Origin of the sequence: Roseomonas sp. CAU 1739 (assembly GCF_039839775.1) — a bacterium.
Lineage (GTDB): Bacteria > Pseudomonadota > Alphaproteobacteria > Acetobacterales > Acetobacteraceae > Neoroseomonas.
In genome coordinates this window covers 1-24,840 of record NZ_JBDOQQ010000001.1, presented here as the reverse complement: position 1 = coordinate 24,840, position 24,840 = coordinate 1, and the positions used below count along the sequence as shown (strand labels likewise).

Here is a 24,840-nt window from a genome sequence, read left to right as displayed (position 1 = left end):
ACGCTAGATTGCTGCAGCGGCGAATGACGAGGTGCCTGTCGAATGATCCTGGGTTGGAATGGCGGCAGGCGTGTTTGGATGGCGGGCCTGCTCGGTGCCGCCCTGCTGCTGGCAGGTTGCGCCGAGACGGGCCAGACCGCGACCCAGGGTGCCGAGGGGCCGCCCGCGCCCATCTCGGACCCGGTGGTCGCCTTCGCCGCCAGCGCCGGGCCGGGAGCCGAGGAGACCGTGACGCTACCTTCGACCGGACAGACGGTGCGGCTGCGCTTGGTGCGCGCCTATGCCGCCGCCAGCGGTCGCGAATGCCGGGAAGTGCAGATGGGCACAGGGACCGGCTCGGCCTCCCGCCTGCTGTGCAGCGCCGGGACAGGCTGGCGCGAGGCGCGGCCCCTGATCCGCGGTGGCACAGGCACGCCGTGAGCGAATCCGCGCCCCGGCCGCTGCTGATCGACTGCGCCAGGCAGCAGCTGCGCGTCATCGGGGCGCTGATCATCCGCGAAATGCACACGCGCTTCGGGCGCCATCGGCTGGGCTACCTGTGGGTGTTCTTCGAGCCGTTGCTGCTCGGCGGCATGATCGCGGTGATCCACAGCTTCCGCGGCAGCGGCGACGGCGCGCGCAACACCTTCGAGTTCTTCTCCATCGGCTACGTGATGTTTTTCGCGTTCCGCGGCATCATCAACCGGTCCTCCGCGACGATCTCGGCCAATCGCGGGCTGCTGTACCACCGGCAGGTGACGCTGCCCGACCTGTTCTATGCGCGCCACATCATCGAGGGGATCGCCTGCACCGGCGTGATGACGATCTTCACCCTGGTCGGCATCGTCATGGATGGCGAAGTGCCGGATTCGCCCATGAAGATGCTGTGCGCCCTGGGGCTGATGGTGCTGGTGGCGCAGGGCGTCGCCCTGGTGGTCGGCGCCCTGACCAGCGAATGGGAGGGGATCGACCGTCTGGTACACGCCATGTCGTACCTCATGCTGCCCTTCAGCGGCCTGTTCTTCATGGTGGAATGGCTGCCGGAGTGGATGCAGGAGATCGTGCTGTGGGTGCCCACGGTCCACCTGTTCGAACTGCTGCGCGACGGCCAGTTCGGCGACCGGTTCCGCGCCACCTACGACCTGACCTATGTGGCCGGATGGATCCTGGTGCCGCACATCCTCGGCCTGTCCGGATTGCGCCTAGCGCGCCAGCGGATCGGGCTGGAGTAGGCCGCGATGGCGCTCGAACTCATCGACGTCCACAAATCCTATGCGATGAATGTCGGCCGCAAGCACGTGCTGCGCGGCGTGAACGCCATCTTCCGCAAGGGCGAGCGCACCGGCATCCTGGGCCGCAACGGCACCGGCAAGTCGACCCTGGTGCGCATCCTGGGCCGGGTGGAGGCCCCGACGCGCGGCACCATCCGCTCCTCCATGTCGATCTCCTGGCCGATCGGGATGGCGGCGGGGTTCCAGTCGGCGCTGTCGGGGGCGGACAACACCCGCTTCATCGCGCGCATCTACGACCGCCCCGTGCAGGAAACGGTGGACTACGTCGAATCCTTCGCCGAACTCGGCGAGTACCTGAACATGCCGGTCCACACCTATTCGGCCGGCATGCGCTCGCGGCTCGGCCTCGCGATTTCGCTCGCCGTCGACTTCGACTGCCTGCTGGTCGATGAGGCGCTGGCCGTCGGCGACACCAAGTTCGGCCGTGCCTTCGGCGCCCGACTGCAGCAGTCGGGTCTGATCCTCGTGACGCATTCGCCATCCCTTGTCCGCCAGCTCTGCACGCGTGCGGCAGTGCTGGATCAGGGCACCCTCACATCCTACGAAGATCTCGATGAAGCTCTCGCCACATACAACAGCCTTTGAGGCACCGGCCCCCGAGGTCGAGCCGACATGGAGCGAGGCGGCACCGGTTCCGCTGCCGAGGCCCCAGTCGCGGCTGAAGCGCTTCCTGCGCCACCCCTTCACCTGGTGGGTGCTGGCGCCGACGCTGCTGGCGATCGCCTATTTCTACGGCTACGCCAGCTCGCAATACGTCAGCGAGGCGCGCTTCGTCATCCGCTCCCGCGCCGATGCGCCGCAACTCTCGCTCGGCACCATGATCTCGGCCGCGGTGGGCGCCGGCAGCACGGCGCCGTCGAGCGATGCCTACAGCGTGCGTGACTTCCTCACCTCCCACGACGCGGTGGCGCGCACGCATCAACGGCTGGACTTGTCGCGGATCTGGGCGCGCGAGGATGCCGACCTGATCGCGCGGCTGTGGAACGACGACCCGGAACGACTGACGAAATACTTCAACAGCATGGTCTCGGTCGCCTTCGACAGTTCCACCGGCGTCATCACGCTGCGGGTGCGCAGTTTCACGCCCGAGGATTCGAAGGCGATCGCCGACACGCTGCTGACGCTGTCCGAGCAGCTGATCAACAGCCTGTCCGAACGCGCCCGCGAGGATGCGCTGCGCATCGCGCGCGGCGAGGTGGCGATCGCCGAGCGCCGGGTGCTCGACAGCCGCGCCGCTCTGACCAGCTTCCGCGAACAGCAGCAGGAACTGGACAGCGCCGGCGCCGTCCAGGCCGCCGTCACCACCATGGGTCAGCTGGAAAGCGCGCTGATCGCCGCCCGCGCCGAGCTGCGCGAACGCCAGGCCTTCATGCTTCCCGACAACGTCACCCTGCAGACCACGCGCAACCGGATCGAGGCGCTGGAGCGCCAGATCGCGGCCGAGCGGATCCGCCGCACCCAGGGCGACGGCGCGCTGTCCCAGCAACTGGCCGGCTTCGAGCGCCTGATGCTGGAACGCGAATTCGCCGACCGCCAGCTCGCCTCCGCCACCGCCAGCCTGGAGACGGCGCGGATGGAAGCGCAGCGCCAACAGATGTACCTCTCCCGCGTCGTCGAGCCGAACCTTGCCGTCTATCCCCTTTATCCTCGGAAATTGATCAGTGTGGGCAGCGTCTTCCTCGGCCTCTCGGTGGCCTTCGGCATCGGCTGGCTTCTTGTCGCGGGCATGCGTGAACATGCGGTCTGACCGGGTGCGCGTCCTCGCGCTGCTGGTTCTGGCCATCGTCGCAGGCGGGATCCCCGACGGTGCCGCGGCAGCGCAGAGCCTGGGGTCGCGGACGCCGCTCGCGCAGGGCGTGGTCCCCGGCATGCCGGGCCAATTGCCCGGCTTTCCGCTGCTGACCCAGGGCCAGGGCCAAAGCCAGGGTGCCCTGCCGCAGAATCCGGTGCTCACGCCCTCGGGCGCGCCGGCTGCCCAGCCGCCGCCGATCTTCGACCAGCGCAGCCTGGCCGACATTCCCGGCCAGACGCGCGGCACCGAACGCATCGGCAGCCCCACCCAGGCGGAAGGCGGACCGTCGCTGGTCGCCCCCCTGGGCGAACAGAACCGCATGGCCGGCCCCGCCGCGACGGTGTTCGGCGCCGCGCTGTTCACCGGGCAGCAGCAGAGCTCCTCCGACGCGCCGAACCCGAACTACATCCTCGCACCGGGCGACCGCGTCTCGATCCGCGCCTGGGGCGCGGTCGATTCCGAACTGGTCGGGCAGATCGATCCCGCGGGCAACCTGTTCCTGCCCAATATCGGGCCGATCCGCGTAGCCGGCGTGCGCGTGGGCGACCTGCAGCAGGTGGTCGAGGGCGAGGTCCGCAAGGTCTACACCTCCCAGGTGCAGGTCTATGCCTCGGTGCTTTCGACGCAGCGCATCGGCGTCTTCGTCACCGGGCCCGTGCGCTCGCCGGGCCGCTATGCCGGTACCGCCTCGGACAGCATCCTCGACTTCCTGGTGCGGGCCAACGGCATCGATCCGGGGCGCGGGTCGTTCCGCGAGATCGGGTTGATCCGCGGCGGCCGCACGGTGGTCACCATCGACCTGTATCGCTTCCTGCTGCAGGGCACCCTGCCCGATGTGCGTTTGCAGGAAGGCGACACGCTGGTGGTCGGCCGCCAGCGCGCGATGATCGGCGCGGATGGCGCGGTGCGGAACAACTACCTGTTCGAGAGCACGAGCCGCTCGGCCCTGACCGGACGCGAACTGATCGAATTGTCGCGCCCGCTGCCGGCGGCGACCAATGCGGTGCTGCGCGGCGTACGCAACGCACAGCCCTTCTCCCGCTACATGCCGATCGCGGAACTGGCGCAGCAGACGCTGCAGGACCAGGACACCGTCACCTTCGTCGCCGACGTCGCCGCGCGCACCATCCGCGTCACGGTGGAAGGCAGCCGGCTGTATCCGTCGGTGCTGGTGGCCGACCGCGACATCACCTTCTGCCAGATGCTCGACCACATCGCGGTCGAACCCGGCCTCGCCAACACCCAGGGCGTCTTCCTGCTGCGCCCCGCCCTCGCGCTGCAGCAGAAGCGGTCCATCGACGAGGCGCTCGACCGGCTGGAACGGCAGCTGTTCCTGGCCCCCGCACCGACCACCTCGGTGGCCGATGCGCGCACCCAGGAAGCCAACCTGATCACCCAGTACATCTCCCGCGCGCGCCGGGTGCAGCCAGAAGGCCGCGTCGTCGCGATGGGGGCGGACGGGTCCTGCCTGCCGCTGCGGCTCGAGAATGGCGACATCATCGTGGTGCCCGAAATGTCCAGCACGGTGCTGGTGCAGGGCGAGGTCACCTTCCCCCAGGCCGTGGTCTACCGGCCGGGCATGACGATCGACCAGTTCCTCGAGGCCGCGGGCGGGCTGACGCCGCGCGGATCGCGCAGCACGCTGATGATCCGCCGGCCCTCCGGCCAGGCGATCCTCAATCCCTACCAGGACCCCCGGCCAGGCGACGAACTTGTGGCGCTGCCCTACCTCGACCCCAAGGTCTGGCTGTTCGGGCGCGACCTCATCACCGCCCTGTTCCAGGTGGCCCTCGCCGCGCGCGTCTTCATCAACAACTAGGACAAGAACCGGGCCGGGCATGCGGATCGCCATCCTTTCCGACATCCACGGCAACCTCGAGGCGTTCCGCGCCTGCCTCGACAACGCCCGGGCGCGCGGCGCGGAACGCTTCGTCCTGCTGGGCGACCTGGTCGGCTACGGCGCCGATCCGGTCGCCGTGCTCGACATCGCCATGGAGGAAGTGGCGCGCGGCGCCATCGCCCTGCTCGGCAACCATGACGAGGCGGTGATCCTCGATAGCCCGTCGCGCATGAACGAGATGGCCTCGGCGGCCATCACATGGACACGCGGCCGGATCACCCCGGCGCACCGCGGCTTCATCGCCGGACTGCCCCTGACCTTCGAGGAGGAAGGCCGGCTCTACGTCCATGCCGAGGCCTCCGCGCCGTCGCGCTGGCGCTACGTCACCGATGTCGAGGCCGCCCGGCGCAGCATGCAGGCGACCGACGCGCACGCCACCTTCTGCGGCCATGTCCACAAGCCCGCGCTGTACAGCCTGGGCGACACCGGCAAGCTGACCGGCTTCGGCCCGGTCGCCGGCGCGCCGGTGCCGCTTGCGCGGGGGCGGTCCTGGCTGGCGGTGGCCGGCGCGGTCGGCCAGCCGCGCGATGGCGACCCGTCGGCCTGCTACGTGATGATCGACACGCTGCCGCTGCAGGCAACCTGGCTGCGCGTGCCGTATGACGTTGTCACCGCAGCGGACAAGATCCGCGCGGCCGGCCTGCCCATCGGGCTCGCCGAACGCCTGTTCGTCGGGCGGTAGCCCCCGCCATGCTGGCGCGCGGGATCGACGGCTTCACGGTGGCGGAAACGCTGCATGAAGGCGGCATGGCCATGCTCTACCGCGTCACGCGGCATGAGGATGACCCGCCCATGCTGATGAAGGTCCCCCGCCTGCGCGAGGGCGAGGACCCTGCGGCGATCGTCTCCTTCGAGATGGAGCAGATGATCATGCCGCGCCTGTCCGGTGCGCATGTGCCGCGCTTCATCGCGATGGGTGGGTTCGAGGCACATCCCTACATCGTCATGGAACGCATCCAGGGCACCCCGCTCAGCGCGCGGCTGCGGGAGGCGCCGATGCCGGCCGACGAGGTGGCGCGCATCGGCGCGGCGATCGCCGATGCGCTCGACGACCTGCACCACCAGCATGTCGTCCATCTGGACGTGAAGCCGGCCAACATCCTGTTCCGCGAGACCGGCGAAGCGGTGATGGTCGATTTCGGCCTGGCCCATCACGAACAACTGCCCGACCTGATGGCGGAGGAGTTCCGCCTGCCCTACGGCACCGTGCCCTACATGGCGCCGGAACAGGCGCTGGGCATCCGCAACGACCCGCGCAGCGACATCTTCGCCCTGGGCGCCGTGCTGTACCAATACGCCACCGCCGACCTGCCCTTCGGCGAACCCCAGCATCTGCGCGGCGTGAAGCGCCGGCTGTGGCGCGACCCGGTGCCGCCGCGGCGAAAGCGCCCCGCGATCCCACCCTGGCTGCAGGAGGTGATCCTGCGCTGCCTGGAGGTGAAGCCGGACCGCCGCTACCCGACCGCAGCACAACTGGCCTTCGACCTGCGCCACCCAGACAGGGTGGCGCTGACCGACCGGGCGCAGAAGATGCGCCGCGACGGCTTCCTGACCGTGCTGCGTCGGCGGCTGCGGCCGGAAACCGCCGAACCGCGCGCCTTCGCCACCGCCCGGCAGGTCCATTCGGCCCCGATCATCGCCGTCGCGCTCAACTTCGCGCTGGGCGACGAATTGCTGGAAGGGGCTCTGCGCGACCAGGTGATGCGCCTGCTCGGCAACCGCCCCGGCGCGCGGGTGGCCTGCCTGAACGTGCTGAAGACGACCTTGCTGACAGTGGATACGACGCTCGACGACCAGGGCCGCAATCGCCATGTGCAGCGCCTCGTTGAATTGCGGCACTGGGCGCGGAGCATCGGCCTCGGCGAAGGGCGGCTGACCTTCCATGTGCTGGAAGCGGCCGATGTCGCGGACGCGATCATCGATTATGCACGCGCCAACCGGGTGGACCATGTGGTGCTCGGCGCCCGCGAGGGATCGCTGTCGCGGCGGCTGCTCGGCTCGGTGTCCGGCAAGGTCGCGGCGGAAGCCCCCTGCAACGTGACCGTGGTGCGGGTCAGCCGCGGCGGCTGAAGCGTGATCGCCGCAGGGGGAATCGCCGGCGGCGTGAATCCAACGACGTAGAACAGCGGGCGTGAGCGAGGGCGAACGGATCCTGATCCAGGGCAGATCGCGATCGGGCGACGATGCTCGCTGGAACAATGGGCTGGTGCCGGGTCCGCGAGCCTGCGCGAACGGCATCGGCTGCCGGGCAGGTTGCGTTCGGTCGGGCCCGTCCGGTTCGAACCGGCGTGGCGACAGGTCGGGGTGCTCCAGGCGGTCTCCAGGGTGCCGGCCCTGCCTCGCGGGCAGCGCCGCTGTGCGTCGCGGCGCCGCCGCCGCGCGGCGCATCACCCCGGGATCGGCAGTTCCGCGCTCCCGCTGCGCGAATCGAGGCTCGGCCCCACCCGGTGCAGCGCCGCGACGGGCTCGATCCGAGCGATGTCCCTGGCAATGCCACCCATGAAGGACTCCAGCCCGCGGTCCTGCGCGAAGCGGCGAGCGGCCGCTTCCAGCCTTTCGGCCTCGGCCACGCCCAGCCCGCCCAGCGCGCATGCGCCCAGGACGATGACCAGCGCGCCCTGGGCGGCGGACAACCCGTACCAGGTCAGGCCGAAGGCAATGGCGACGCGTTCGTACATCAGCGCGCGTTCAACGACCGTCGCCGGGTCCGGGCGCAGGCCGGCCGGTGCGGCGTCCTCGATCATGCGGCGCAGCAGGCGGCGCATCCTGGTCTTGTAGAACACGGTGGTTTGGTCCCAGAACGTTTCCGAAAGGGTGCGGACCAATAGCGGCCTCGCGCGGCGAAGCCGAACGAACGGCCTGCATTGCCGGTTTCGAAGCTGTTCATGCTGCGTCGCGACACAAAGGAAGACCGATGACGTCGATGCGCGGGATCGACCTGAACCTGCTGCTGGTGTTCGAGGCGCTGTACGAGACCCGGTCCGTGTCACGCGCCGGGGCACGGCTCGGGCTCAGCCAGTCGGCGACCAGCCACGCGCTGGGCCGGTTGCGGGAGGCCTGCCGGGACGAATTGTTCCTGCGCGCGCCGACCGGCATGACGCCGACGCCGGTTGCCAACCGCATCTTCCCCGAAATCCACGTCGCGCTCGGCGCGCTGCGCCAGTCGGTCGAGGAGGCGCGCGGCTTCGACCCGGCCAGCAGCACCCGGCGCTTCGAGATCGCCATCCCGCATCCGCTCGGCCCGGAATTCGCGCTGCGCATCCGCGACGCGGCGCTGCAGGCGGCCCCCGGCGTGCGGCTGCGCTTCGACACCCGGACGCTCGCCGACGACGCCCCGGTGCTGATGCGCGAAGGGCTGCTCGACCTCGCGGTGGATTGGATAGCGGCGGAGGATGACCGCTTCGTCAATCGGCGGCTGTTCGACGACAGCCTCGTGATCGTCGCCCGCGGCGACCATCCCCGCGCCACGCCACGGATGGGCTGGAAGGATTTGGCCAAGGAGGAATTCGTCCGCTGTCACCGCCGGGCCTTCGAACGCCGGCCCAAGGCACTGAGCGGCAAGTTGTGGGACCTGATGGCCGACAGCCGGCTGACGGTCAGCGAATACCTGGAAGTACCCTTCGTCGTCGGGCGCACCGACTATCTGGGCGTGCTGCCGAAGACCATGGAGCACATCGCCCGGACCGATCTGCGCATGATCGTCATCGAGGTGCCGGGCCCGGCCATCCGCATCCCGATCTGGCTGGTCTGGCACGAAGGGCGGCGGCGCGATGCCGGCCATGCCTGGCTGCGCGCGCTGGTGCACCGGGAGATGCAGGCGGCGGCAGTCGAGGCCGGGCTGCTGGTGGACGCCTCCTCCCCGAAATAGCGCGGGGCGCGCCCGGTCGGCCCACCGCGAAGGGGCGGTTCCGCGACGACGGGGCGGCCCGGTGCCTGGTCCGCGGCCCGGCGGGCCGCGATCAGGCCGCGGCATCCTCCAGCACCATCGCAGCCGCCTTCTCGCCGATCATGATCGACGGCGCATTGGTGTTGCCCGAGGTCAGTGTCGGCATGATCGACGCATCCGCGACGCGCAGCCCGTCGATGCCATGGACCTTCAGCCGCGCATCCACCACCGCCAGCGCATCCTGTCCCATCCGGCAGGTGCCCACGGGGTGGTACGTGGTTTCGCCGGCCTGGCGGACCCAGTCGATGATCTCGTCATCGGATTGCCGCGCCGGGCCGGGGGCGACCTCGCTCACCTGCAACGGCGCCATGGCGGGGGCGGCCATGATCGTGCGGGCGATGCGGATGGCGCGCACGGTCAGCTCGGCGTCGATCGGCGAGGACAGGAAGTTGAAGGTGATCGCCGGCGCCCGGCGCGGATCGGTCGAGGTGACATGGATGTGCCCGCGGCTCTCCGGGCGCATCGGATGGGCGTAGCAGGTCATGCCGGATTGCGCCGCGATGCGCGGCCCCTTCGGCCCCGGCTCGGTCAGCATCGGCACCCAGCCGAGCAACAGGTCAGGTGCCTCCAGCCCTTCGCGCGACCGGACGAAGGCGCGCAGCGGCGCGGCCACCATCGCCAGCATGCCCCGCCCGGACAGCGCGTAGCGCAACGCTTGGCCGACCAGGCCAAGCCCCCGCCCGCGGTCGTTGAAGGTCCAGCCCTTCGCGCCGACGGTCCAGCGCGTGCGCGGCGCGTAGTGGTCGCGCAGGTTCTCGCCGACACCGGCCAAGGCGTGGCGCATGTCGATGCCGAGGGCGGTCAGCCGGTCCGGCTGGCCGATGCCCGACAATTCCAGCAGTTGCGGCGAGTTGATTGACCCGCCGCAGACGATCACCTCCCGGCCCGCACGTGCCTCCCGCAGCGCGCCCGATGCGGTGTAGCGGATGCCCGTGCAGCGGCGCCCATCGAACAGCAGCGCCTCGGCAAGCGCGCCCGTCTCGATGCGCAGGTTCGCCCGGCGGCGGATCGGGTCCAGGTAGCAATGCGCCGTGCTCATCCGCCGGCGGGACGCGATGGTCGCCTGGCTCATGGCGATGCCATCCTGCCGGGCCCCGTTGTAGTCGGGGTTGTGCGGGATGCCGACCTCCCCCGCCGCCTTGATCAGGGTGGCAAGGATCGGGTCGGTCGGCGGCGGGTCGGTGACGCGCAGCGGGCCCTCGCGACCGCGGAAGGCATCATCGCCGCCGCCTTCATAGCATTCCATGCGCCGGAAGAAGGGCAGCACATCGGCATAGGACCAGCCCCGGTTGCCCATCTGCGCCCAACTGTCGAAGTCCTGTGCCTGGCCGCGGACGAAGGCGAGGCCATTGATGGCACTCGACCCGCCGAGCAGGCGGCCACGCGGCACCGGGATGCGCCGGCCATGGGTGCCGGCCTCCGGTTCGGAGCTGTAGAGCCAGTTCACCACAGGATTGGTCAGCATCTTCGCGTAGCCGACGGGAATGCGGGTCCAGGGATGGCCGGCGGGGCCGGCTTCGAGCAGCAGGACGGTGTTGCGCGGGTCAGCGGACAGCCGATTCGCCACCACCGCGCCGGCAGAACCGGCGCCGATGACGATGTAGTCAGTGACCTGCATGCGTTCCCCCGCGGCGTCAGGGCGCAGTCTTGCGCCGAATGGCTGCGGTGGCGAGACGGCCAGGACGCTGTCAGTGGCGCCGGGATGGATGTGCGGGGCCGTGGCACCAGAGAGGGCTTTGCCCCCTCCGGACCTCCCCCACCAAAGGCTTAAGGCCTTTGGAAACCTCGACCTGGCGCCGGGCAGGCGGGTTCGTCGCGCCGCGCACCAGACAGGATTTGGGCACTGGTCCCGGCGATCATGCGCCGTGCCAGGTGATGGTTTCCAAAGGGCCACTGCCCCTTGGTGGGGTGGTTTGGAGGGGCATACCCACTTATACCGAACACACGTCGATCTGCCATAAGCGCAGGCGTTGCCTGCCATGAGGGGATCGTGCCCCGAGGCGTGGTGTAGGAGTTGTGCTCCTCGGCGGGCTGAGACGCCGCGTCATCCGGGTCCGTCCTTCTCGCAGGCGAACCGAGCTTAACCACCTGTCCGAAATACGGGGTCCACCTCAGTGAGCCAGACCCGATCCGGCGCCTCCGCCGTGAAGTTGCGTCCGAGCAGGTTGGGCGCGATCGGGAAGGCGTGGCTTCTGTCCGTCGTCCGCCGGAAGCGGCGCCTGCGGCGCGCCACCAGGCCCACGCCGCGCATCTGGCGGGCGACCTGCTTGCGGCCAACCCGACGGCCGCGGGCGCGCGCAGTTCGGCGTGCACGCGCGGGCTGCCATAGCGGTCGCGGCTGGCCGCGTGGGCGGTCCGGATCTCGGCAGCCAGGACTTGGTCGGCAGCAGCCCGCGCGCTCCCGTCCCGGCTTGCCCAGGCGTAGTAGCCGCTGCGGCTGACGCCGAGCACTTCGCACATGACCTGGATGGGAAAGTTGGCGACGTGGTCACGGATGAACATGAAGCTCACCTCCGGCCCGTCGCCTGACCGAAGATGAGCGCAGCTCGCTTTAAGATGTCGCGCCCCATCCTCACGCGCTTGAGTTCCTTGCGCAGCTGGGCGATCTCGGCGGCCTGGTCGGCCGGGCTCGGCCCGACGCGGCGCGCCGGCGCCGCCTGCTCTCGTCGGAGGGTCGGCGCCGGCGCGCCGCTCATTCCGGGCGAACGCCCCTCAGCCCAACGCAGCCAGGAGCGGACCAGACGATCCGGCAGGCCCAGTTCGGCCGCCACCTGCGATGGCGAACGACCGCCACGCATCGCGGCAATCGCCTCCCATTTGAACGCGTCGGGAAAACTCCGACGCCGTTTCACGCCCTCTACCATCGTCACCTCCTGGCTCTTCAGCCTATCAAAGGTGTCCACTCAGGCGGGGCAGGCCCTATCTCCGCCTCAAGCTTCGGGGTGTCCACAGAACCGGGTCAACTTCAACTTCAACGGGGCTCACGTCACCAGAGAAACCGAATGCAGCTCAAAATGCATTGTGCCACGTTCGGTTTCCCTTACCGCCTCGACGACACACGAAATGGACTCGTGCCCCCATGACTACCCTGATGCGCGATCGATCATGGTTGTTCCTGCTGTTACTTCTTGGGCTTTCCGCCGCTCAGGGCCTGATCATGACGGGTGGCGTCCACTACCCACCTGATCTCGATGCCTGGCGCGACATCGGACTGACCCAGGCGATCTTGGATGGCAACTGGTTTGGCGACCCAGCGTATCCTGGCGAACTGCGTCATTATCCCCCCCTTGTTCCGGCTCTACTGGCGGCGCTGGTCCAACTCGTCCAGCCCGATGACCTTTTGGTATTCTGGGTTCGAGCTGGGGTCTGGATTGGCCTAATCCCAGTGGTCATGTTCTTCGTCCTCGCGCGTGCCATGCTGGGGCAGCGGCCCGCCGCTGTCGGGACCGCGCTTTTCGTCTTGCTTAACTCTGCCGTCACGCCTCCCTGGATTAGCGGCGGGTACTCGCCATGGCTGCTGACCCCCATACTTGCCCAGGCATTCTTCTTCGGAACTGTGTGGCTCATCCACGCGCGCGCGGCGCAGGGTGGCTGGTTGTCTGCGTGCGCAATAGGCGCCGCCATCGGCACGACCTTCCTGGCCCACGCGGTTCCCGGCCTGCTGTTAACAGGCATTCTCGGAATAACGGTTGTCGTTACCCGCGGCCTTCACAGTAATACGGTCGCGTGGCTGGCCGTCGCCGGGGTCTGCCTCGTCGTGGTGGCGGCGCCCTATGTTGCCCTTTTGGCCCTGAGCTACCCCGCTGGTATCATTCATTTCCCGCCTGGTGAGTACACGGAACCCCTGCTCCGTCCGAATCGCCAAGCCTTCGTCCCCATGCTGCTCCTCAATATGCCCCTGCTGGTTGGCCTACTCCTGATTTGGGTATGGAAGGCATGGCCTGATCGAACAATCACCGCCATCCTCGGCGCTTGGATTTTCATATGCGCACTTGCACTTGTACGTCACTACGCATGCGCCGCCCTTAATCCTACAGCACGATCTTGTGCGGCGCTTCGCGTGCCTGTGCATCATTACCACATGTACATTCAAATTGCGGCGCCTTTAGTGCTTGCGCTAGCATTCGCTCAGGCGCGAAAATTACGTAGATGGGCGCAGACGATTGTCTCAATTTATTTTATACTTGGTGCGTTGCTATTTTTTTTCAGGCCCTACGACGTAGTTGCGCGCAATGAGACCATTGGCAGTCAGGCTAATCCTTTTGGCCGCAGCCTGGATCTTTATCGCTGGATTCGTGTCGGCGCGCCGTCGGATGTTGTCTACGTCGCTTTCCCGGATGCACCATTGGTTACAGGTAACGATTTTGAAGGTTCCGAAATGAACTTTAATATTGCACCATTTCTGGTCATGGCTGCGGCCAAATCCCTGCTCGTCGCCAACACATTTTTTTCGAACCCCTATGTGGACTGGGACGTACGGCACCGAGAGCGAAACGCGATATTGAACTGGATTATCGGTGATTCCCCATTGCCCGTCGGCACACCATGCCGTCGGACGCTGGCTATCCTGCCGCCTGGCACTGATGTTGCGCCCGGCCGCGCCAGCCTGCTTTGGCAAGGAGAGTACTACAGTGTGTTCCAAACTGATCGGGCCGATTGTCTGCCTTCCTGAACGCCTGGAGTGCACCCCATTTCGACCGGACATGCGGCCTGGGTTGCTTACTGCGTAGCCATGAACTCACGCGGCGAGCGCATGCGCGAGCCGCTGTGGAGACCTCTGCGAAACCGGCGTGATGGGCTCATGGAGACGCGGCGGAGGCCTGCAAGCGGCCCTGGCGGGCGGCTTTGGCACCTGGCAATCGTGCGGCAGGCACAAGTCGCCCGTCAGGCGAGGAGCCTTTCGGCACGACGGAGGTTCATGGCGGTGCAGAGCAGGTGCAGATGCGCGCCGTTGCGCAGCAGGCCGCGGTAGCGGACGCGGCGCCAGCCATAGCTGCGCTTGAGCGTGCCGAAGGCGCGTTCGACCTGGCCGCGGATCGGCGCCAGCGCCGGGTTCATCCAGCGCTGCCAGGCGGTGAGCGGGCGGCGCGCGTGGCCGCGATGCATGATGCCGTCTGCGATGCCGGCCTCGGCCAGCGCCTCGCGCCGCGGCGCGCTGTCATACGCCTTGTCCATGAACACCGCCGCCTCGTCGCCCTGCACCAGCCCGTCGGCGGCCAGACTGTCGCCGACATCGGCACCAGTCAGCACGGCATCGCGGATCAGGTCCGAGCCGAGATCGACCGCGACATGCGCCTTGAAGCCGAAGAAGCTGCGCTGGCCGCGCCGCGTGAAACCGGCCTGCGGGTCCTTGGTCGAGACCTCGCCCTCGCTCTGCGGCGGGCGGGCGACCGCCGCCTCGACCAATGTCGCGTCGATCAGCGTGCCGGCCTTCAGCACCAAACCCTTCGCGTCGAGTTGGCAGTTCAGCTCGGCGAACAGCGCCTCGGCCAGGGCACGCTCAGCCAATGCCGCGCGGAAACGGCACAGCGTGGTCTCATCAGGCGTGCCGTCGTCCAGGCCGAAGCCGCAGAAGCGGCGGAACGACAGCCGGTCCGCCAGCGCCTCCTCGAGACCGGGATCGGAGAGCTGGTACCACTGCGCCAGCAACAGCGCGCGGAACAGCGCCAGCGGCGGATAGCCGGGGCGGCCTGTGAGCACGCGCAGCGGCGCCAGCACGCGCTCCATCGGCGCCCAGTCCATCAGGCCGGCGATGCGCTCCAGCCGACGATTGGAGCCAGCACCCGCCGGCAGCAGCGCCTCCGCCAGGCTCGCCTGCCCGATCCGCCTTTGACCCATCGCTGCCTCGTCGTCACCCCAACGGCACAACAGAATCAGCGCTCGCTGCCATCAGCAAGGCGTTTCGCAGAGGTCTCCTGTGAGGATGGATGGTGTTGTAGTCCTCGAACCATTCGGCCAAACGTCTGCAAGACGGAGATGGCGTCTGGCCTTGGGTTCACGCGGACGTCGTCGCGCTTGAAGGTCTTCACGAAGGCCTCCCATACGCCGTTGGTCTCGGGGTTGCGGACGTGTGTGAAGCAGGCGACGAGGTTCAACGCGACGGCGATGTCGATGGTCTCGCCGGCGGTGTAGGCGGAGCCGTTGTCGGCGAACCACTGGACGGGCTGCGGAGCCCACAAGGCGTCGAAACGCCGTCCGACGCAGTTGAGCATCATGTCGGGGATCATCTCGCCGCTGATGCCGCCGCAAGAGGTGCCGACCCAGGCCATGACCTCGCTGTCGTGGGGGTCGAAGGCGAAGGCGACGCGCACGATCTCGCCGTTCCAGCAGGGGATCTCGAAGCCGTCCGACGCCCAGCGCTGGTTCGAGGCTGCGGCGACGACGGTGCCCTCATGCGCGCGGATGGCGCGCCTGCCAGTGTGGGGCTGCAGCAGCAATGAAGCCTGGCGCATGAGGCGATAGATGCGTTTGTGATTGAAAGGGGGCTCGCCCGAGTTGCACCTGGCGCGGTTGAGCAGCGCCGTGACGTGGCGATAGCCGTAGGTCGGACGGGCGTCGGGGATGGCGCGGATCTCGGCCAGGACGGCCTCGTGCTCGGCGCGGCGATAGGAGCGGCGCCGCGGTCGCTCGGGCCGGCGGAGCTGGTCGGCCAGGTTGGCCCTGGCGACGCCGATCGTGTCGGCCACGGCTTTCACCGGGAACCTGCCGGTGGCGGCGACGGCAAGCGCCAGGCGTGATTTTTTGGGCGGGCCTGCTCCAGGGCCTCGCGCAGGATCTCGGTCTCCATGGTCTTGCGGCCGAGCAGGCGTTCGAGCTCGCGGACGCGGCTGATCGGCACGACCTCCTCGTCGGCCCTGACCGCCTCCTGCCCGCCCTCGGCCATGCGCCGCCTCCACTGGAACAGCAGACTGGGCGAGACGCCGTGCAGCCGGGCGACGGCGTAGACCGTCGTGTCAGGCTGCATGGTCTGCTCGACCAGCCGGACCTTCTCCTCGGCATTGTAGCGCCGGCGGCGGTGGATGCCGGTGATGATCTCGACGCGCTCGATGGGCTTCGACATAGGCGGTTTGCCTAGGCTTGAACCTAGACCCCCCGGGGCTATCCCGCCTGTCCGGTCGAATTAGGGGCCGCTCCAGTGGTGAACGACATCAGATGGTCTCCTGGTGGTCATCGCCATGTCGAGGGCGTGGAGGGTCACGCGGGTTCGCAGGTCCGCGGCCATCGCCCAGCCGACGATGCGGCGCGACCAGGCATCGAGCACAACGGCGAGGAACAGGAAGCCTGCCGCCGTCGGCACATAGGTTGATGTCGGCCACCCACAGCAGGTTTGGCCCAAATACGGTGAAGACCCGGCCGACAAGATCGTTGGCCGGTGCGTACGTCGGCTCGCGCCGCGTCGCGGTCGGGAAGCGACGCCGCGACACACCCCGCAGCCCGGCGTGGCGCATCAGCCGCGCCACGCGCTTGCGGGCGATCGCGGTTTCCTGGGCATGCACCCGCGGCGCGCCGTAGGTGCCCTGAGAGGCCACGTGGATCCTGCGGATCCGGCGCAGTAGGACGGCGTCGGCCCGGGCATGGGCCGAGGCTGGCCGGCTGCGCCAAGCGTAGAACCCGGAAACGGAAACCCGCAGCACGCGGGCCATGACACGGACGGGGATTTCGGCCTGGTGCGCGCTCATGCATTCGAAGACCTGGACGGGGTCTTGTCCTTCGCGAACCAAGCCGCCGCCTTTGCCAAGATGTCGCGCTCCTGGCGCAGCCGATGGTTCTCACGGCGGAGCTTGCTCAGTTCTTCTCGCTCGGCGCTGGTTGCACCGCCGTCGCGGCGCTGGCCAGCATGGCGCTCCGCCTATCGGACCCAGTACGCGATGGATTGCGCATTCGGCTCGAACTCACGGGCAAGGTCCTGCGCAGTTCGTCCCGATCGGACCAATTCCACCATCCGCCGCCGGACTCCGGCGGGTAGGGCCCTCGGAATCTCGGCATCTCGAACACCTCCGCCTCAAGCCTCGGGGTGTCCACGAAACCGGGTCAACTTCAACTTCAACTTCAGACCAAAGTTGGGGGCAGGTGCATGAACATGTCGTCAGTCATCGTGGTCGATGCAGGGTTTGGGGAGCTGCAGGGCTCAGTTCAACCCTACCGGGCATCACCGCGGTGGCTGCTCAAGGCGCCCCGCTCCGTCCATTCCGAGAGCATCATCGTGAAATGGGATCCCATTCATTAAATTGCATCTCCCAGGCTCGCACCGTCGTCTGTTCATGCTACGCGAGGTCTCCTCGCCTGGCAGGGAGCCCATGGTGGACCAATTGCCGCGTTTATCGACGGACACAGAGCTTTTGTCCATCGCCGTCGACCTCGATGGTTCGCTCCTGTGCATCGACACGCTGCACGAGTCGCTGTGCTCCTTCCTGAAATGTGATCCGGCGGGCATGGTCAGCGCGCTGCGGGGGATCCGCCGGGGCAAGAGTGCGTTCAAGCGCCTAGTCTCCGAGGTGACCGAACTGGACGTCGAGACGTTACCCTTCAATGTGACGCTGCTCGGCTGGCTGCGTGCCGAGCAGGCGCGGGGTCGCCGCCTTGGCCTCTTTACTGCGGCGGACCAAGCGGTGGCCGAAGCGGTCGCTGCCCAACTGCCCGGCCTCTTCGAGGTAGTCCGCGGCTCGGATGGGGTTACCAACCTCTCCGGCGCGAACAAGGCTGATGCGATTGCCGCCGAGTTTCCCGGCGGCTTCTGCTATGTGGGCAACGCGGCTGCGGACGTGCCCATCTTCGCGCGTGCAGAGGCCTCGATCTTGGTGGGCGATGTGGCGAAGCTGCGCGCGAAGCTGCCCGCTGGCAGCCGCGTTGAGGCGGAGTTCCCCGCGGCGGCCGTGGACTGGGAAGTCTGGCGCAGGGCGCTTCGGCTAAGCCACTGGTCCAAGAACCTGCTAGTCTTCGTCGCGCCGCTGCTGGGCTTCCCGGTCGACGGCACGCCGGCCGCCATCTTCGAGGCGGTGCTGCTCTTCGTGCTGATGGGCATGGTCGCCTCGGCCAGCTACCTGGCCAACGACCTCTTCGACCTCTCGGCCGACCGCCGGCATCCGGTGAAGCGCAACCGGCCGCTGGCTGCGGGGCTCATCACGGCCCAGCAGGCCGTCGTTGTCTCGGCTGGCATGCTGGTGGCGGCCTTCCTGCTCTCGCTGCTGCTGCTGCCGCCGCTGGCGACGGCGGTGCTGGCCGTCTATCTCGTCACCGCGACCTTCTACAGCTTAGCGTTGAAGCGCATGCCGATCGTGGACATCATCACGCTCGCCTGCCTCTTCACCGTGCGTGTGCTTGCGGGGTCGGTTCTGATGGAGGAGCGCGTCTCGCTCTGGCTGCTGACCTTCTCCATGCTCTTCTTCGTGGGCCTCGCCATGGTGAAGCGCTATTCCGAGCTCGACCGAGTAGTGGCCGCGGGCGAGGCGGGCATCGATTCGCGCGGCTACACGGCGGAGGACCTACCGTTGCTGCTGAGCGCGGGGCTGGCCGCGGGCTTCAGCGCCATTGTGATCTTCACTATCTATCTGATCCAGGATCAGTACCCGCGCGAAATCTACAGCATGCCCGGGCTGCTTTGGATCATGGTGCCGATCATCATGGTCTGGCTGTTGCGCGTCTGGCACCTCGCCTTGCACGGCAAGATGAACGAGGATCCGGTGGCTTTTGCCCTGACCGACCGCTTCTCCCTATCGCTGGGCGTCGTCTCGGCGATCGTGCTGGTCGCTGCATGGGGGTGACCGCGGTCACCTCGCGGGACCATCTCGGCTGGGGGCGGAACCTGCGCGCCGAGCATCGGGTGAGCCGGCCTTCCACGGTCCGCGCCGCCGCCGTCTGCGCGGCCGCGCCTGGCGGCCCGCGGCTCGGCCATGGGCTCGGTCGCTCCTATGGCGACGTGGCGCTGAACCCGGGTGCCGGGCTGATCGAGACGCGCGGGCTCGACCGCTTCGTGAGCTTCGATCCCGCGACCGGCATCCTGGAGGCCGAGGCCGGAGTCACCCTGGCCGAGGTGTTGGCCGTGCTGGCGCGGCCCGAGGCGGGCGGCGGTGGCTGGTTCCTGCCGGTGACGCCGGGCACGCGCTTCGTCACCCTGGGCGGCGCCGCCGCCAACGACGTGCACGGCAAGAACCATCACCGCACGGGAAGCTTCGGGCGACATTTGCTTTCCTTGGAGCTAGCGCGGTCGGACGGCCGCGTACTGACCTGCTCGCCCACCGAGAATGCCGACTTATTCGCCGCCACCATCGGCGGGCTGGGGCTGACCGGGCTGATCCTGCGCCTGCGGCTGGCGATGATGCGCGTCGAGGGCCTTGCCATGGAGGCGGAGGACATCGCCTTCGGCTCGCTCGAGGGCTATTTCGCGCTGACCGCCGAATCCGAGGCGGAATGGGACTACACGGCCGCCTGGGTGGATTGCCTGGCGACCGGCGAGGCGCTGGGCCGTGGGATCTTCTCACGCTCGCGCCATGCGGCCGGGCAAGGGGCCGCGCCGCCTCCGACGGTGCCGCGCTGCAGCCTTGCCCTCACACCACCCCTGTCGATGGTGAACGGGCTCTCGCTACGCGCCTTCAACGCGGCGTATCGTCGGCGACTGGGCAGTTCCGGCCGCTCGCATACGATCGGCGGCTACGAGAAGGTGCTCTACCCGCTGGATGCGATCGGCGGCTGGAACCGGCTCTACGGGCCGCGCGGTTTCCACCAGTTTCAGGGCGTGGTCCCCCCGTCCGATGCGGCCGCCGTCGTGGCCGGGCTGCTGCGCGAGATCGCGCGCAGCGAGCAGGGCTCGCCGCTGGTCGTGCTGAAGGGCTTCGGCGGGCTTGCTTCGCCGGGAATGCTCTCCTTTCCGATGGAAGGCACGACTCTGGCCCTTGATTTTCCTGCCAAGGGCTTGGACACGCTGCGGCTCCTCGCCCGCCTGGAGGCGATCACCGTGGAGGCGCAGGGGCGACTCTACCCGGCCAAGGACAGCGTCATGGCCGCCGAGACTTTCGCCGCCGGCTACCCGGCCGCCGGCGCCTTTGCCGAATGGATCGATCCCGCCTTCTCCTCGGGCTTCGCTCGGCGCGTGGGGCTGGTGCGATGAGCGGCCCGCGCATCGCGATCCTGGGCGGCAACTCCGCCATCGGCGTGGCTGTCGCGCGGCGCTACGCCGACCGCAAGGCGCGCGTCGTGCTCGTCGGCCGCGACTTGGCGGCGCTGGAGCGCGATCGGGCGGACCTACTGGTCCGCGGTGCGGCGCAGGTGGAGCTGCAGCAGGCCGATTTCGCCGCGCTCGACGGGCTATCGGAGGTCGCGCAGGCGGCCTGGTCGGCCTTCGGTGGGCTGGACGTGGCGCTCGTCGCCTATGGCTCGCTGCCCGACCAGGCAGCCTGCGCAGCCTCGGCCGATACTGCCGCCGCCGCGCTGGCGCTAAATTTCAACAGCCCGGCCCTGCTGGTGGGCGAGCTGGCCAATCACTTCGAGGCGCAGCGCGCCGGCGTGATTGCCGCCATCTCCTCCGTCGCCGGCGATCGCGGGCGGCAGAGCAACTACGTCTACGGCGCCGCCAAGGGCGGACTGCAGCGCTTCCTGGAAGGGCTGCGGCACCGGCTGCACGCGGCGGGCGTGGCGGTGCTCGACATCCGCCCGGGCTTCGTCTCGACGCCCATGACGGCGCATCTGCCGCAGGGCGGCCCGCTCTGGGCCACGCCGGAGAAGGTGGCGGGCGATGTCGTCGCCGCGATCGATCGCCGCAAGGCGGTGCTCTACACGCCCTGGTTCTGGCGTTTCATCCTCCTCATCGTGACGTCGCTGCCGCGGCCGATCTTCCACAAGTCGAAGCTCTGATCATGCACGGAATCCTCATCACCGGCGCGGCCGGTCTCGTCGGTCAGAACCTCATCGCACGACTGAAGGCCGATCCCTCGCTGCGGTTGGTCGCGATCGACAAGCACCCCGCCAACACCGCCATGCTGCGGCGACTGCACCCGGAGATCCAGGTGATCGAGGCGGATCTCGCCGAGGCCGGGGATTGGGCCAATTCCTTCGCCGGCATCGACACGGTGGTGATCAACCAGGCGCAGATCGGCGGCCTGGACGGCGCGGAGTTCGAGCGCAACAACGTCGATGCCACCATGCGCATCGTGGAGGCGGCGCGGACCCATGGCGTGGGCTACCTCGTACAGATCTCCTCCTCGGTGGTGCGCAGCCAGGCCTCGGATTTCTACGTCGACACCAAACGCCGGCAGGAAGCCTACATGGACGGCGTGGAGATTCCGCACGTCTCGCTGCGCCCCACGCTGATGTTCGGCTGGTTCGACCGCAAGCATCTCGGCTGGCTGCGCCGCTTCATGGACCGCGCACCGGTCGTCCCCATCCCCGGCAATGGGAAGTTCCTGCGCCAGCCGCTCTATGTCGGCGACTTCGCGGCCATCATCGCCAGCTGCATCGCCAACCACACGACCGGCACCTATGACATCTCCGGCCGGACGGTTGTGGAATACGGCGAGCTGATCCACATGATCCACCGCATCGTGAAGCCGCGCGCGCGGATCGTGAACATCCCCTACCACGCCTTCTGGGCGCTGCTCTGGCTCTATGCGCGCTTCGACCGGAACCCGCCCTTCACCACATCGCAGCTCGAGGCGCTGGTGATCCCGGAGACGTTCCCGGTCACCGACTGGCCCGACCAGTTCGGCGTCACGGAAACTCTGCTGGAGACGGCACTGAGCGAGACCTTCACCCATCCGGTCTATTCTGGCACCGTCCTGGAGTTCTGACGTGACACGTGTCCTCGTTCTCGGCGCCGGGCCCATGGGGCTGGCCGCCGCCCATCACGCCCTGGGGCTTGGCCACGAGGTCGATCTCGTCGAGGCGAGCTCGGTGCTCGGCGGCATGGCCGCGCATTTCGATTTCTCGGGCCTCTCGATCGAGCGCTTTTACCATTTCTGCTGCCTCTCCGATCACGCGACCTTCGAGTTGCTGCAAGAGTTGGGGATCGGCGACTCCGTGCGCTGGGTCCACACGCGCATGGCCTATTTCATGGGCGGGAAGGTCCATCCCTGGGGCGATCCCGTCGCGCTGCTGCGCTTCCCGCATCTGAGCTGGAGCGCGAAGATTCGCACCGGGCTGCAGATGTTCCTGACCACGCGGGCGCGGAACTTCGAGAGCATCGAGAAGCTCACCACGCGGCAATGGATCGAGGGCGGCTCGGGCCGCGAGGTCTATGCGAAGCTGTGGTCGCGCCTCATGCAGCTGAAGTTCCACGAGATGGCCGACGAGGTCGCCGCCTCCTGGATCGCGACGCGGGTCAAGCGCATCGGCCGCTCGCGCAAATCCATCTTCGAGGAGCGGCTGGGCTATATCGAGGGCGGCTCGCAGACGCTGGTGGATGCGCTGGAACGAGACATCCGCGCGCGCGGCGGCCGCATCCACACGGGCATGTCCGGCGAGCGCGTGACGGTGGCGAACGGCCGCGTCACCGGCCTAGTCGCGGGCGGGCAGGAGTTCCGCGCCGATGCGGTGATCTCCACCGTGCCGCTGCCGCTGGTCCCGCGCCTGGTGCCTGACCTGCCGGAGGCGACCCGAGAGGCCTATACGCGGCTGCGCAACATCGGCGTAGTTTGCGTTATCCTGAAGCTGATGCGGTCTGTCACGCGGAACTTCTGGGTGAACATCGTGGACCCCGCCATCGAGGTGCCGGGGATCATCGAGTTCTCCAACCTGCGCCCGACCGCCGACACCATCGTCTACGTGCCCTACTACATGCCCGTGACCCATCCGAAATGGGCCTGGACGGACGAGCAGCTCATCGCCGAGGCCTTTGCAGCCGTGCGCAGCGTGAACTCCGAGATCACCGAGGGCGACCTGATCGATTCCAAGGCGGGCCGCCTACGCCACGCCCAGCCGATCTGCGAGCCGAACTTCCTCGAACGCCTGCCGCCTTTCCGCTCGCCCATCGAGGGGCTCTTCATCGCCGATACCTCGCACTACTACCCCGAGGACCGGGGCGTGGCGGAAAGCATCCGCTTCGGGCGCATGATGGCCGCTGCTGTCCCGCGGTGAAGGCCCTCCTCAGCAACGAGTTCGTGCGCTTCGTGCTGACGGGCGGCACGGCCGCCGCGGTGAACATCGGCGCGCGTATTCTGCTCTCGCTCGCCATGCCTTACGAGGCCGCGATCGCGTTCGCCTATCTCGTCGGCATGGTGACGGCCTATTTCCTGGCCCACCGCTTTGTCTTTGCGGCCAGCGGCGGCACCATGGCCAGTGAGTTCTCCCGCTTCGCGCTTGTGAACCTTTTGGCCCTGGTCCAGGTCTGGCTGGTGAGCGTGGGCTTGGCGCGGCTAATCTTTCCTGCCATCGGCTTCACCTACCACGCCGAGACTGCGGCGCATGTCATCGGCGTGCTGAGCCCGATCGGCAGCAGCTATATCGGCCACCGCCGCTTCAGCTTCGCGCGCCGCAGGAAATGACCCGGACCAGACGTCTAATGAGACCTGTGCGCGGGTGTGCTTGAGGCGACACGATGCGCTCTGATTCCCTGCTGTCCATGGCGGGAGGTGGCGATGGCGCGGCGGCGGATTGGGCAGGAGGACCTCATTGCACGGCGGGAGCCGCGCTCGGCATCGTCGCTGTCCGAACTCGCCGCCTTGCTCGACTGGAGGGAGATCGACCGCCACCTGGCCGGCATCTCGGCCGCCGCGAAGGGTGAGGCCGGCTGGCCGCCCCTGGCGCTGTTCCGGGGCTTGCTGTTGGCGACTTGGCACGACCTCTCCAACGTGCGGCTGGCCGAGGCGTTGGACGACCGTGCCAGCTTCCGCCGGTTCTGCGGCTTCGCCGCCCACGAGCCGACGCCGGAGCGCACCGCCTTCGTCCGCTTCCGGCGCGAACTGGTCCGGCACGCGCTGGACCGCGCGCTGTTCGAGGCGGTGACGCGTCAGCTCGGGGCCAAAGGCGTCGCGGTGCGCAGCGGCACGCTGGTGGACGCGACATTGATCCCGTCTGCCAGCATTCGCCGCGACGACGAGACGCGATGGGCCGGTCACCGCCGCCGCAAGCCCACCCACGACTACAAGGCGCACGTCGCCACCGACGAGGGCACCGGGCTGGTCCACGGGGTCGAGGTCACGACGACGAACGTCCAAGACGCAGCCAAACTCGCGGCGGTGCTGCCCGACGATCCGGGCGAGGTGTACGGCGACAGTGCCTTCGGCGGCACGCGCTCCGCCAACGCGATCCAGGCCAAGGGCGGCGTGCCCGCCGTCGTCGGAACCGGCACATGGGGCGGGCCGGCCGCGCTGGCGCGGCTGCAGGCCCACAACGCGCGTGTGCGGCGGGTCCGCTGCCGCATCTACCGCTCCCGCGACCAAGCCCGCGCAGATGTGTTCGACTACATCGAGCGCTTCTACCACCCAAGGCGACGACACTCGACCATCGGCTATCTCAGCCCTATGGAATTCGAAGCACTGGCCGAGGCAGGCTAAACTCGGTGTCCATCGATCCGGCAGCAGGCCAAACATCCCGCAAATCCGGGACTGCCTGCTCCGACTCGCCCGTCACGACGGCGATGTCTGTCAAGGGAAGTGTGCGCGATCGACTCGTCATTCCGATGGCGAAGGCCGCAGCGCGATCGGGAGCGGGGCAATTCCCGCCAGATGGGCCCCGTTCGGCTTGAGCAGCCAGCCGGATGGCGACACCGGAGCAATTCTGCCCCCCGCGCCGATGCGGGGCTATAGAATGCGGCAGCTCGACTGGTTAGATCTATTTGATACGAAATCGTTTCTATTGGTCGTGACGGCAGATTCGGCGGATGGCCGACCGCCAAAATCCACGAGTCACCCCTCCGCCGGAGAGGGGCTGCTCATCGAACGACCAGGCGCATCGCGCCGGGTCCGATGATGCGCGTTCCGACGCCGAGGAACTGCTGCGTGCC

Annotated in this window: 21 protein-coding genes and 1 pseudogene; 16 read left to right on the top strand and 6 right to left on the bottom strand. The window is 68.2% G+C overall.

Annotation, left to right across the window (positions count from 1 at the left end; all coding sequences use genetic code 11):
• The first annotated feature begins 78 nt into the window (after positions 1-78).
• Genes AAFN86_RS00110 through AAFN86_RS00080 form a run of 7 tightly spaced genes read left to right on the top strand, consistent with a single transcriptional unit; the run spans position 79 to position 7,033 of the window.
• Positions 79-420: a DVU3141 family protein gene (locus tag AAFN86_RS00110; RefSeq protein WP_347541091.1), complete on the top strand. Its 342-nt coding sequence runs from the start codon at positions 79-81 to the stop codon at positions 418-420.
• On the top strand, positions 417-1,211 hold the full coding sequence (locus AAFN86_RS00105; RefSeq protein ID WP_347541090.1) for an ABC transporter permease: 795 nt from the start codon (positions 417-419) through the stop codon (positions 1,209-1,211). Before AAFN86_RS00110 ends, AAFN86_RS00105 begins: the two co-directional genes overlap by 4 nt.
• Positions 1,212-1,217: 6 nt before the next feature.
• A complete protein-coding gene (locus AAFN86_RS00100; protein WP_347541088.1) occupies positions 1,218-1,856 on the top strand; it encodes an ABC transporter ATP-binding protein in 639 nt (212 codons plus the stop codon).
• Positions 1,825-3,018, top strand: a complete 1,194-nt coding sequence (locus tag AAFN86_RS00095) for a capsule biosynthesis protein (protein WP_347541086.1) — start codon at positions 1,825-1,827, stop codon at positions 3,016-3,018. Before AAFN86_RS00100 ends, AAFN86_RS00095 begins: the two co-directional genes overlap by 32 nt.
• Entirely contained in the window at positions 3,008-4,882 is a 1,875-nt protein-coding gene (locus AAFN86_RS00090) for a polysaccharide biosynthesis/export family protein (protein ID WP_347541084.1), read from the top strand. The genes AAFN86_RS00095 and AAFN86_RS00090 overlap by 11 nt, the downstream gene beginning before the upstream one ends.
• A gap of 19 nt (positions 4,883-4,901) precedes the next feature.
• A complete protein-coding gene (locus AAFN86_RS00085) occupies positions 4,902-5,645 on the top strand; it encodes a metallophosphoesterase family protein (RefSeq protein ID WP_347541082.1) in 744 nt (247 codons plus the stop codon).
• An 8-nt stretch (positions 5,646-5,653) separates the two neighbouring features.
• Positions 5,654-7,033 (top strand): bifunctional serine/threonine-protein kinase/universal stress protein, encoded by a 1,380-nt coding sequence (locus AAFN86_RS00080; protein WP_347541080.1) that lies wholly within the window; start codon positions 5,654-5,656, stop codon positions 7,031-7,033.
• Between the two features lie 317 nt (positions 7,034-7,350).
• On the opposite strand, the gene AAFN86_RS00075 is transcribed toward AAFN86_RS00080, so the two are convergent.
• The gene (locus AAFN86_RS00075) at positions 7,351-7,746 is read right to left on the bottom strand and encodes a hypothetical protein (RefSeq protein ID WP_347541079.1); all 396 of its coding nucleotides are present in this window, start codon (positions 7,744-7,746) and stop codon (positions 7,351-7,353) included.
• A gap of 131 nt (positions 7,747-7,877) precedes the next feature.
• Between AAFN86_RS00075 and AAFN86_RS00070 the strand changes: the two genes are divergently transcribed.
• On the top strand, positions 7,878-8,831 hold the full coding sequence (locus AAFN86_RS00070; RefSeq protein ID WP_347541077.1) for a LysR substrate-binding domain-containing protein: 954 nt from the start codon (positions 7,878-7,880) through the stop codon (positions 8,829-8,831).
• A gap of 91 nt (positions 8,832-8,922) precedes the next feature.
• Here AAFN86_RS00070 and AAFN86_RS00065 read toward each other — a convergent pair whose 3' ends face one another.
• Positions 8,923-10,527 carry a GMC family oxidoreductase N-terminal domain-containing protein gene (locus AAFN86_RS00065; RefSeq protein ID WP_347541075.1) on the bottom strand — a complete coding sequence of 535 codons (1,605 nt, stop codon included), beginning with the start codon at positions 10,525-10,527 and terminating at the stop codon, positions 8,923-8,925.
• A gap of 889 nt (positions 10,528-11,416) precedes the next feature.
• Positions 11,417-11,773 (bottom strand): transposase, encoded by a 357-nt coding sequence (locus tag AAFN86_RS00060; RefSeq protein WP_347541073.1) that lies wholly within the window; start codon positions 11,771-11,773, stop codon positions 11,417-11,419.
• A 215-nt stretch (positions 11,774-11,988) separates the two neighbouring features.
• Here AAFN86_RS00060 and AAFN86_RS00055 point away from each other — a divergent pair, with 215 nt between their 5' ends.
• Entirely contained in the window at positions 11,989-13,581 is a 1,593-nt protein-coding gene (locus tag AAFN86_RS00055) for a hypothetical protein (RefSeq protein ID WP_347541071.1), read from the top strand.
• Positions 13,582-13,793: 212 nt separating this feature from the next.
• Here AAFN86_RS00055 and AAFN86_RS00050 read toward each other — a convergent pair whose 3' ends face one another.
• From AAFN86_RS00050 to AAFN86_RS00040, 3 genes and pseudogenes are all read right to left on the bottom strand, one after another.
• Positions 13,794-14,747 (bottom strand): IS5 family transposase, encoded by a 954-nt coding sequence (locus AAFN86_RS00050; RefSeq protein ID WP_347541069.1) that lies wholly within the window; start codon positions 14,745-14,747, stop codon positions 13,794-13,796.
• Between the two features lie 13 nt (positions 14,748-14,760).
• Positions 14,761-15,969: pseudogene (locus AAFN86_RS00045) on the bottom strand (IS3 family transposase).
• Positions 15,970-16,057: 88 nt separating this feature from the next.
• Positions 16,058-16,588, bottom strand: a complete 531-nt coding sequence (locus AAFN86_RS00040) for an IS3 family transposase (RefSeq protein WP_347541067.1) — start codon at positions 16,586-16,588, stop codon at positions 16,058-16,060.
• A gap of 618 nt (positions 16,589-17,206) precedes the next feature.
• On the opposite strand from AAFN86_RS00040, the gene AAFN86_RS00035 reads away from it, so the two are divergent.
• The 7 genes from AAFN86_RS00035 (at position 17,207) to AAFN86_RS00005 (ending at position 24,391) form a co-directional block, all read left to right on the top strand.
• Complete coding sequence (locus AAFN86_RS00035; RefSeq protein WP_347541065.1) at positions 17,207-18,670, top strand: UbiA family prenyltransferase; 1,464 nt, start codon at positions 17,207-17,209, stop codon at positions 18,668-18,670.
• A complete protein-coding gene (locus AAFN86_RS00030) occupies positions 18,661-20,013 on the top strand; it encodes an FAD-binding protein (protein ID WP_347541063.1) in 1,353 nt (450 codons plus the stop codon). Before AAFN86_RS00035 ends, AAFN86_RS00030 begins: the two co-directional genes overlap by 10 nt.
• Positions 20,010-20,756, top strand: a complete 747-nt coding sequence (locus AAFN86_RS00025; protein WP_347541061.1) for an SDR family oxidoreductase — start codon at positions 20,010-20,012, stop codon at positions 20,754-20,756. Before AAFN86_RS00030 ends, AAFN86_RS00025 begins: the two co-directional genes overlap by 4 nt.
• Before the next feature lie 2 nt (positions 20,757-20,758).
• Positions 20,759-21,688: an NAD-dependent epimerase/dehydratase family protein gene (locus AAFN86_RS00020; protein WP_347541059.1), complete on the top strand. Its 930-nt coding sequence runs from the start codon at positions 20,759-20,761 to the stop codon at positions 21,686-21,688.
• A gap of 1 nt (position 21,689) precedes the next feature.
• On the top strand, positions 21,690-22,973 hold the full coding sequence (locus tag AAFN86_RS00015; protein ID WP_347541057.1) for an NAD(P)/FAD-dependent oxidoreductase: 1,284 nt from the start codon (positions 21,690-21,692) through the stop codon (positions 22,971-22,973).
• Positions 22,970-23,380, top strand: coding sequence for a GtrA family protein (locus AAFN86_RS00010; RefSeq protein WP_347541055.1), 411 nt, complete (start codon positions 22,970-22,972; stop codon positions 23,378-23,380). The genes AAFN86_RS00015 and AAFN86_RS00010 overlap by 4 nt, the downstream gene beginning before the upstream one ends.
• A 93-nt stretch (positions 23,381-23,473) precedes the next feature.
• Positions 23,474-24,391: an IS5 family transposase gene (locus tag AAFN86_RS00005; protein WP_347541053.1), complete on the top strand. Its 918-nt coding sequence runs from the start codon at positions 23,474-23,476 to the stop codon at positions 24,389-24,391.
• Positions 24,392-24,840: the final 449 nt, after the last annotated feature.

Bases quoted from the DNA above. Each gene is read 5' to 3' on its own strand.
- AAFN86_RS00110 (WP_347541091.1), top strand. From the start codon at position 79: ATGGCGGGCCTGCTCGGTGCCGCCCTGCTGCTGGCAGGTTGCGCCGAG.
- AAFN86_RS00100 (WP_347541088.1), top strand. From the start codon at position 1,218: ATGGCGCTCGAACTCATCGACGTCCACAAATCCTATGCGATGAATGTC.
- AAFN86_RS00095 (WP_347541086.1), top strand. From the start codon at position 1,825: ATGAAGCTCTCGCCACATACAACAGCCTTTGAGGCACCGGCCCCCGAG.
- AAFN86_RS00090 (WP_347541084.1), top strand. From the start codon at position 3,008: ATGCGGTCTGACCGGGTGCGCGTCCTCGCGCTGCTGGTTCTGGCCATC.
- AAFN86_RS00085 (WP_347541082.1), top strand. From the start codon at position 4,902: ATGCGGATCGCCATCCTTTCCGACATCCACGGCAACCTCGAGGCGTTC.
- AAFN86_RS00080 (WP_347541080.1), top strand. From the start codon at position 5,654: ATGCTGGCGCGCGGGATCGACGGCTTCACGGTGGCGGAAACGCTGCAT.
- AAFN86_RS00070 (WP_347541077.1), top strand. From the start codon at position 7,878: ATGACGTCGATGCGCGGGATCGACCTGAACCTGCTGCTGGTGTTCGAG.
- AAFN86_RS00065 (WP_347541075.1), bottom strand. From the start codon at position 10,527: ATGCAGGTCACTGACTACATCGTCATCGGCGCCGGTTCTGCCGGCGCG.
- AAFN86_RS00060 (WP_347541073.1), bottom strand. From the start codon at position 11,773: ATGGTAGAGGGCGTGAAACGGCGTCGGAGTTTTCCCGACGCGTTCAAA.
- AAFN86_RS00055 (WP_347541071.1), top strand. From the start codon at position 11,989: ATGACTACCCTGATGCGCGATCGATCATGGTTGTTCCTGCTGTTACTT.
- AAFN86_RS00050 (WP_347541069.1), bottom strand. From the start codon at position 14,747: ATGGGTCAAAGGCGGATCGGGCAGGCGAGCCTGGCGGAGGCGCTGCTG.
- AAFN86_RS00040 (WP_347541067.1), bottom strand. From the start codon at position 16,588: ATGAGCGCGCACCAGGCCGAAATCCCCGTCCGTGTCATGGCCCGCGTG.
- AAFN86_RS00035 (WP_347541065.1), top strand. From the start codon at position 17,207: ATGGTGGACCAATTGCCGCGTTTATCGACGGACACAGAGCTTTTGTCC.
- AAFN86_RS00030 (WP_347541063.1), top strand. From the start codon at position 18,661: ATGGGGGTGACCGCGGTCACCTCGCGGGACCATCTCGGCTGGGGGCGG.
- AAFN86_RS00025 (WP_347541061.1), top strand. From the start codon at position 20,010: ATGAGCGGCCCGCGCATCGCGATCCTGGGCGGCAACTCCGCCATCGGC.
- AAFN86_RS00020 (WP_347541059.1), top strand. From the start codon at position 20,759: ATGCACGGAATCCTCATCACCGGCGCGGCCGGTCTCGTCGGTCAGAAC.
- AAFN86_RS00005 (WP_347541053.1), top strand. From the start codon at position 23,474: ATGGCGCGGCGGCGGATTGGGCAGGAGGACCTCATTGCACGGCGGGAG.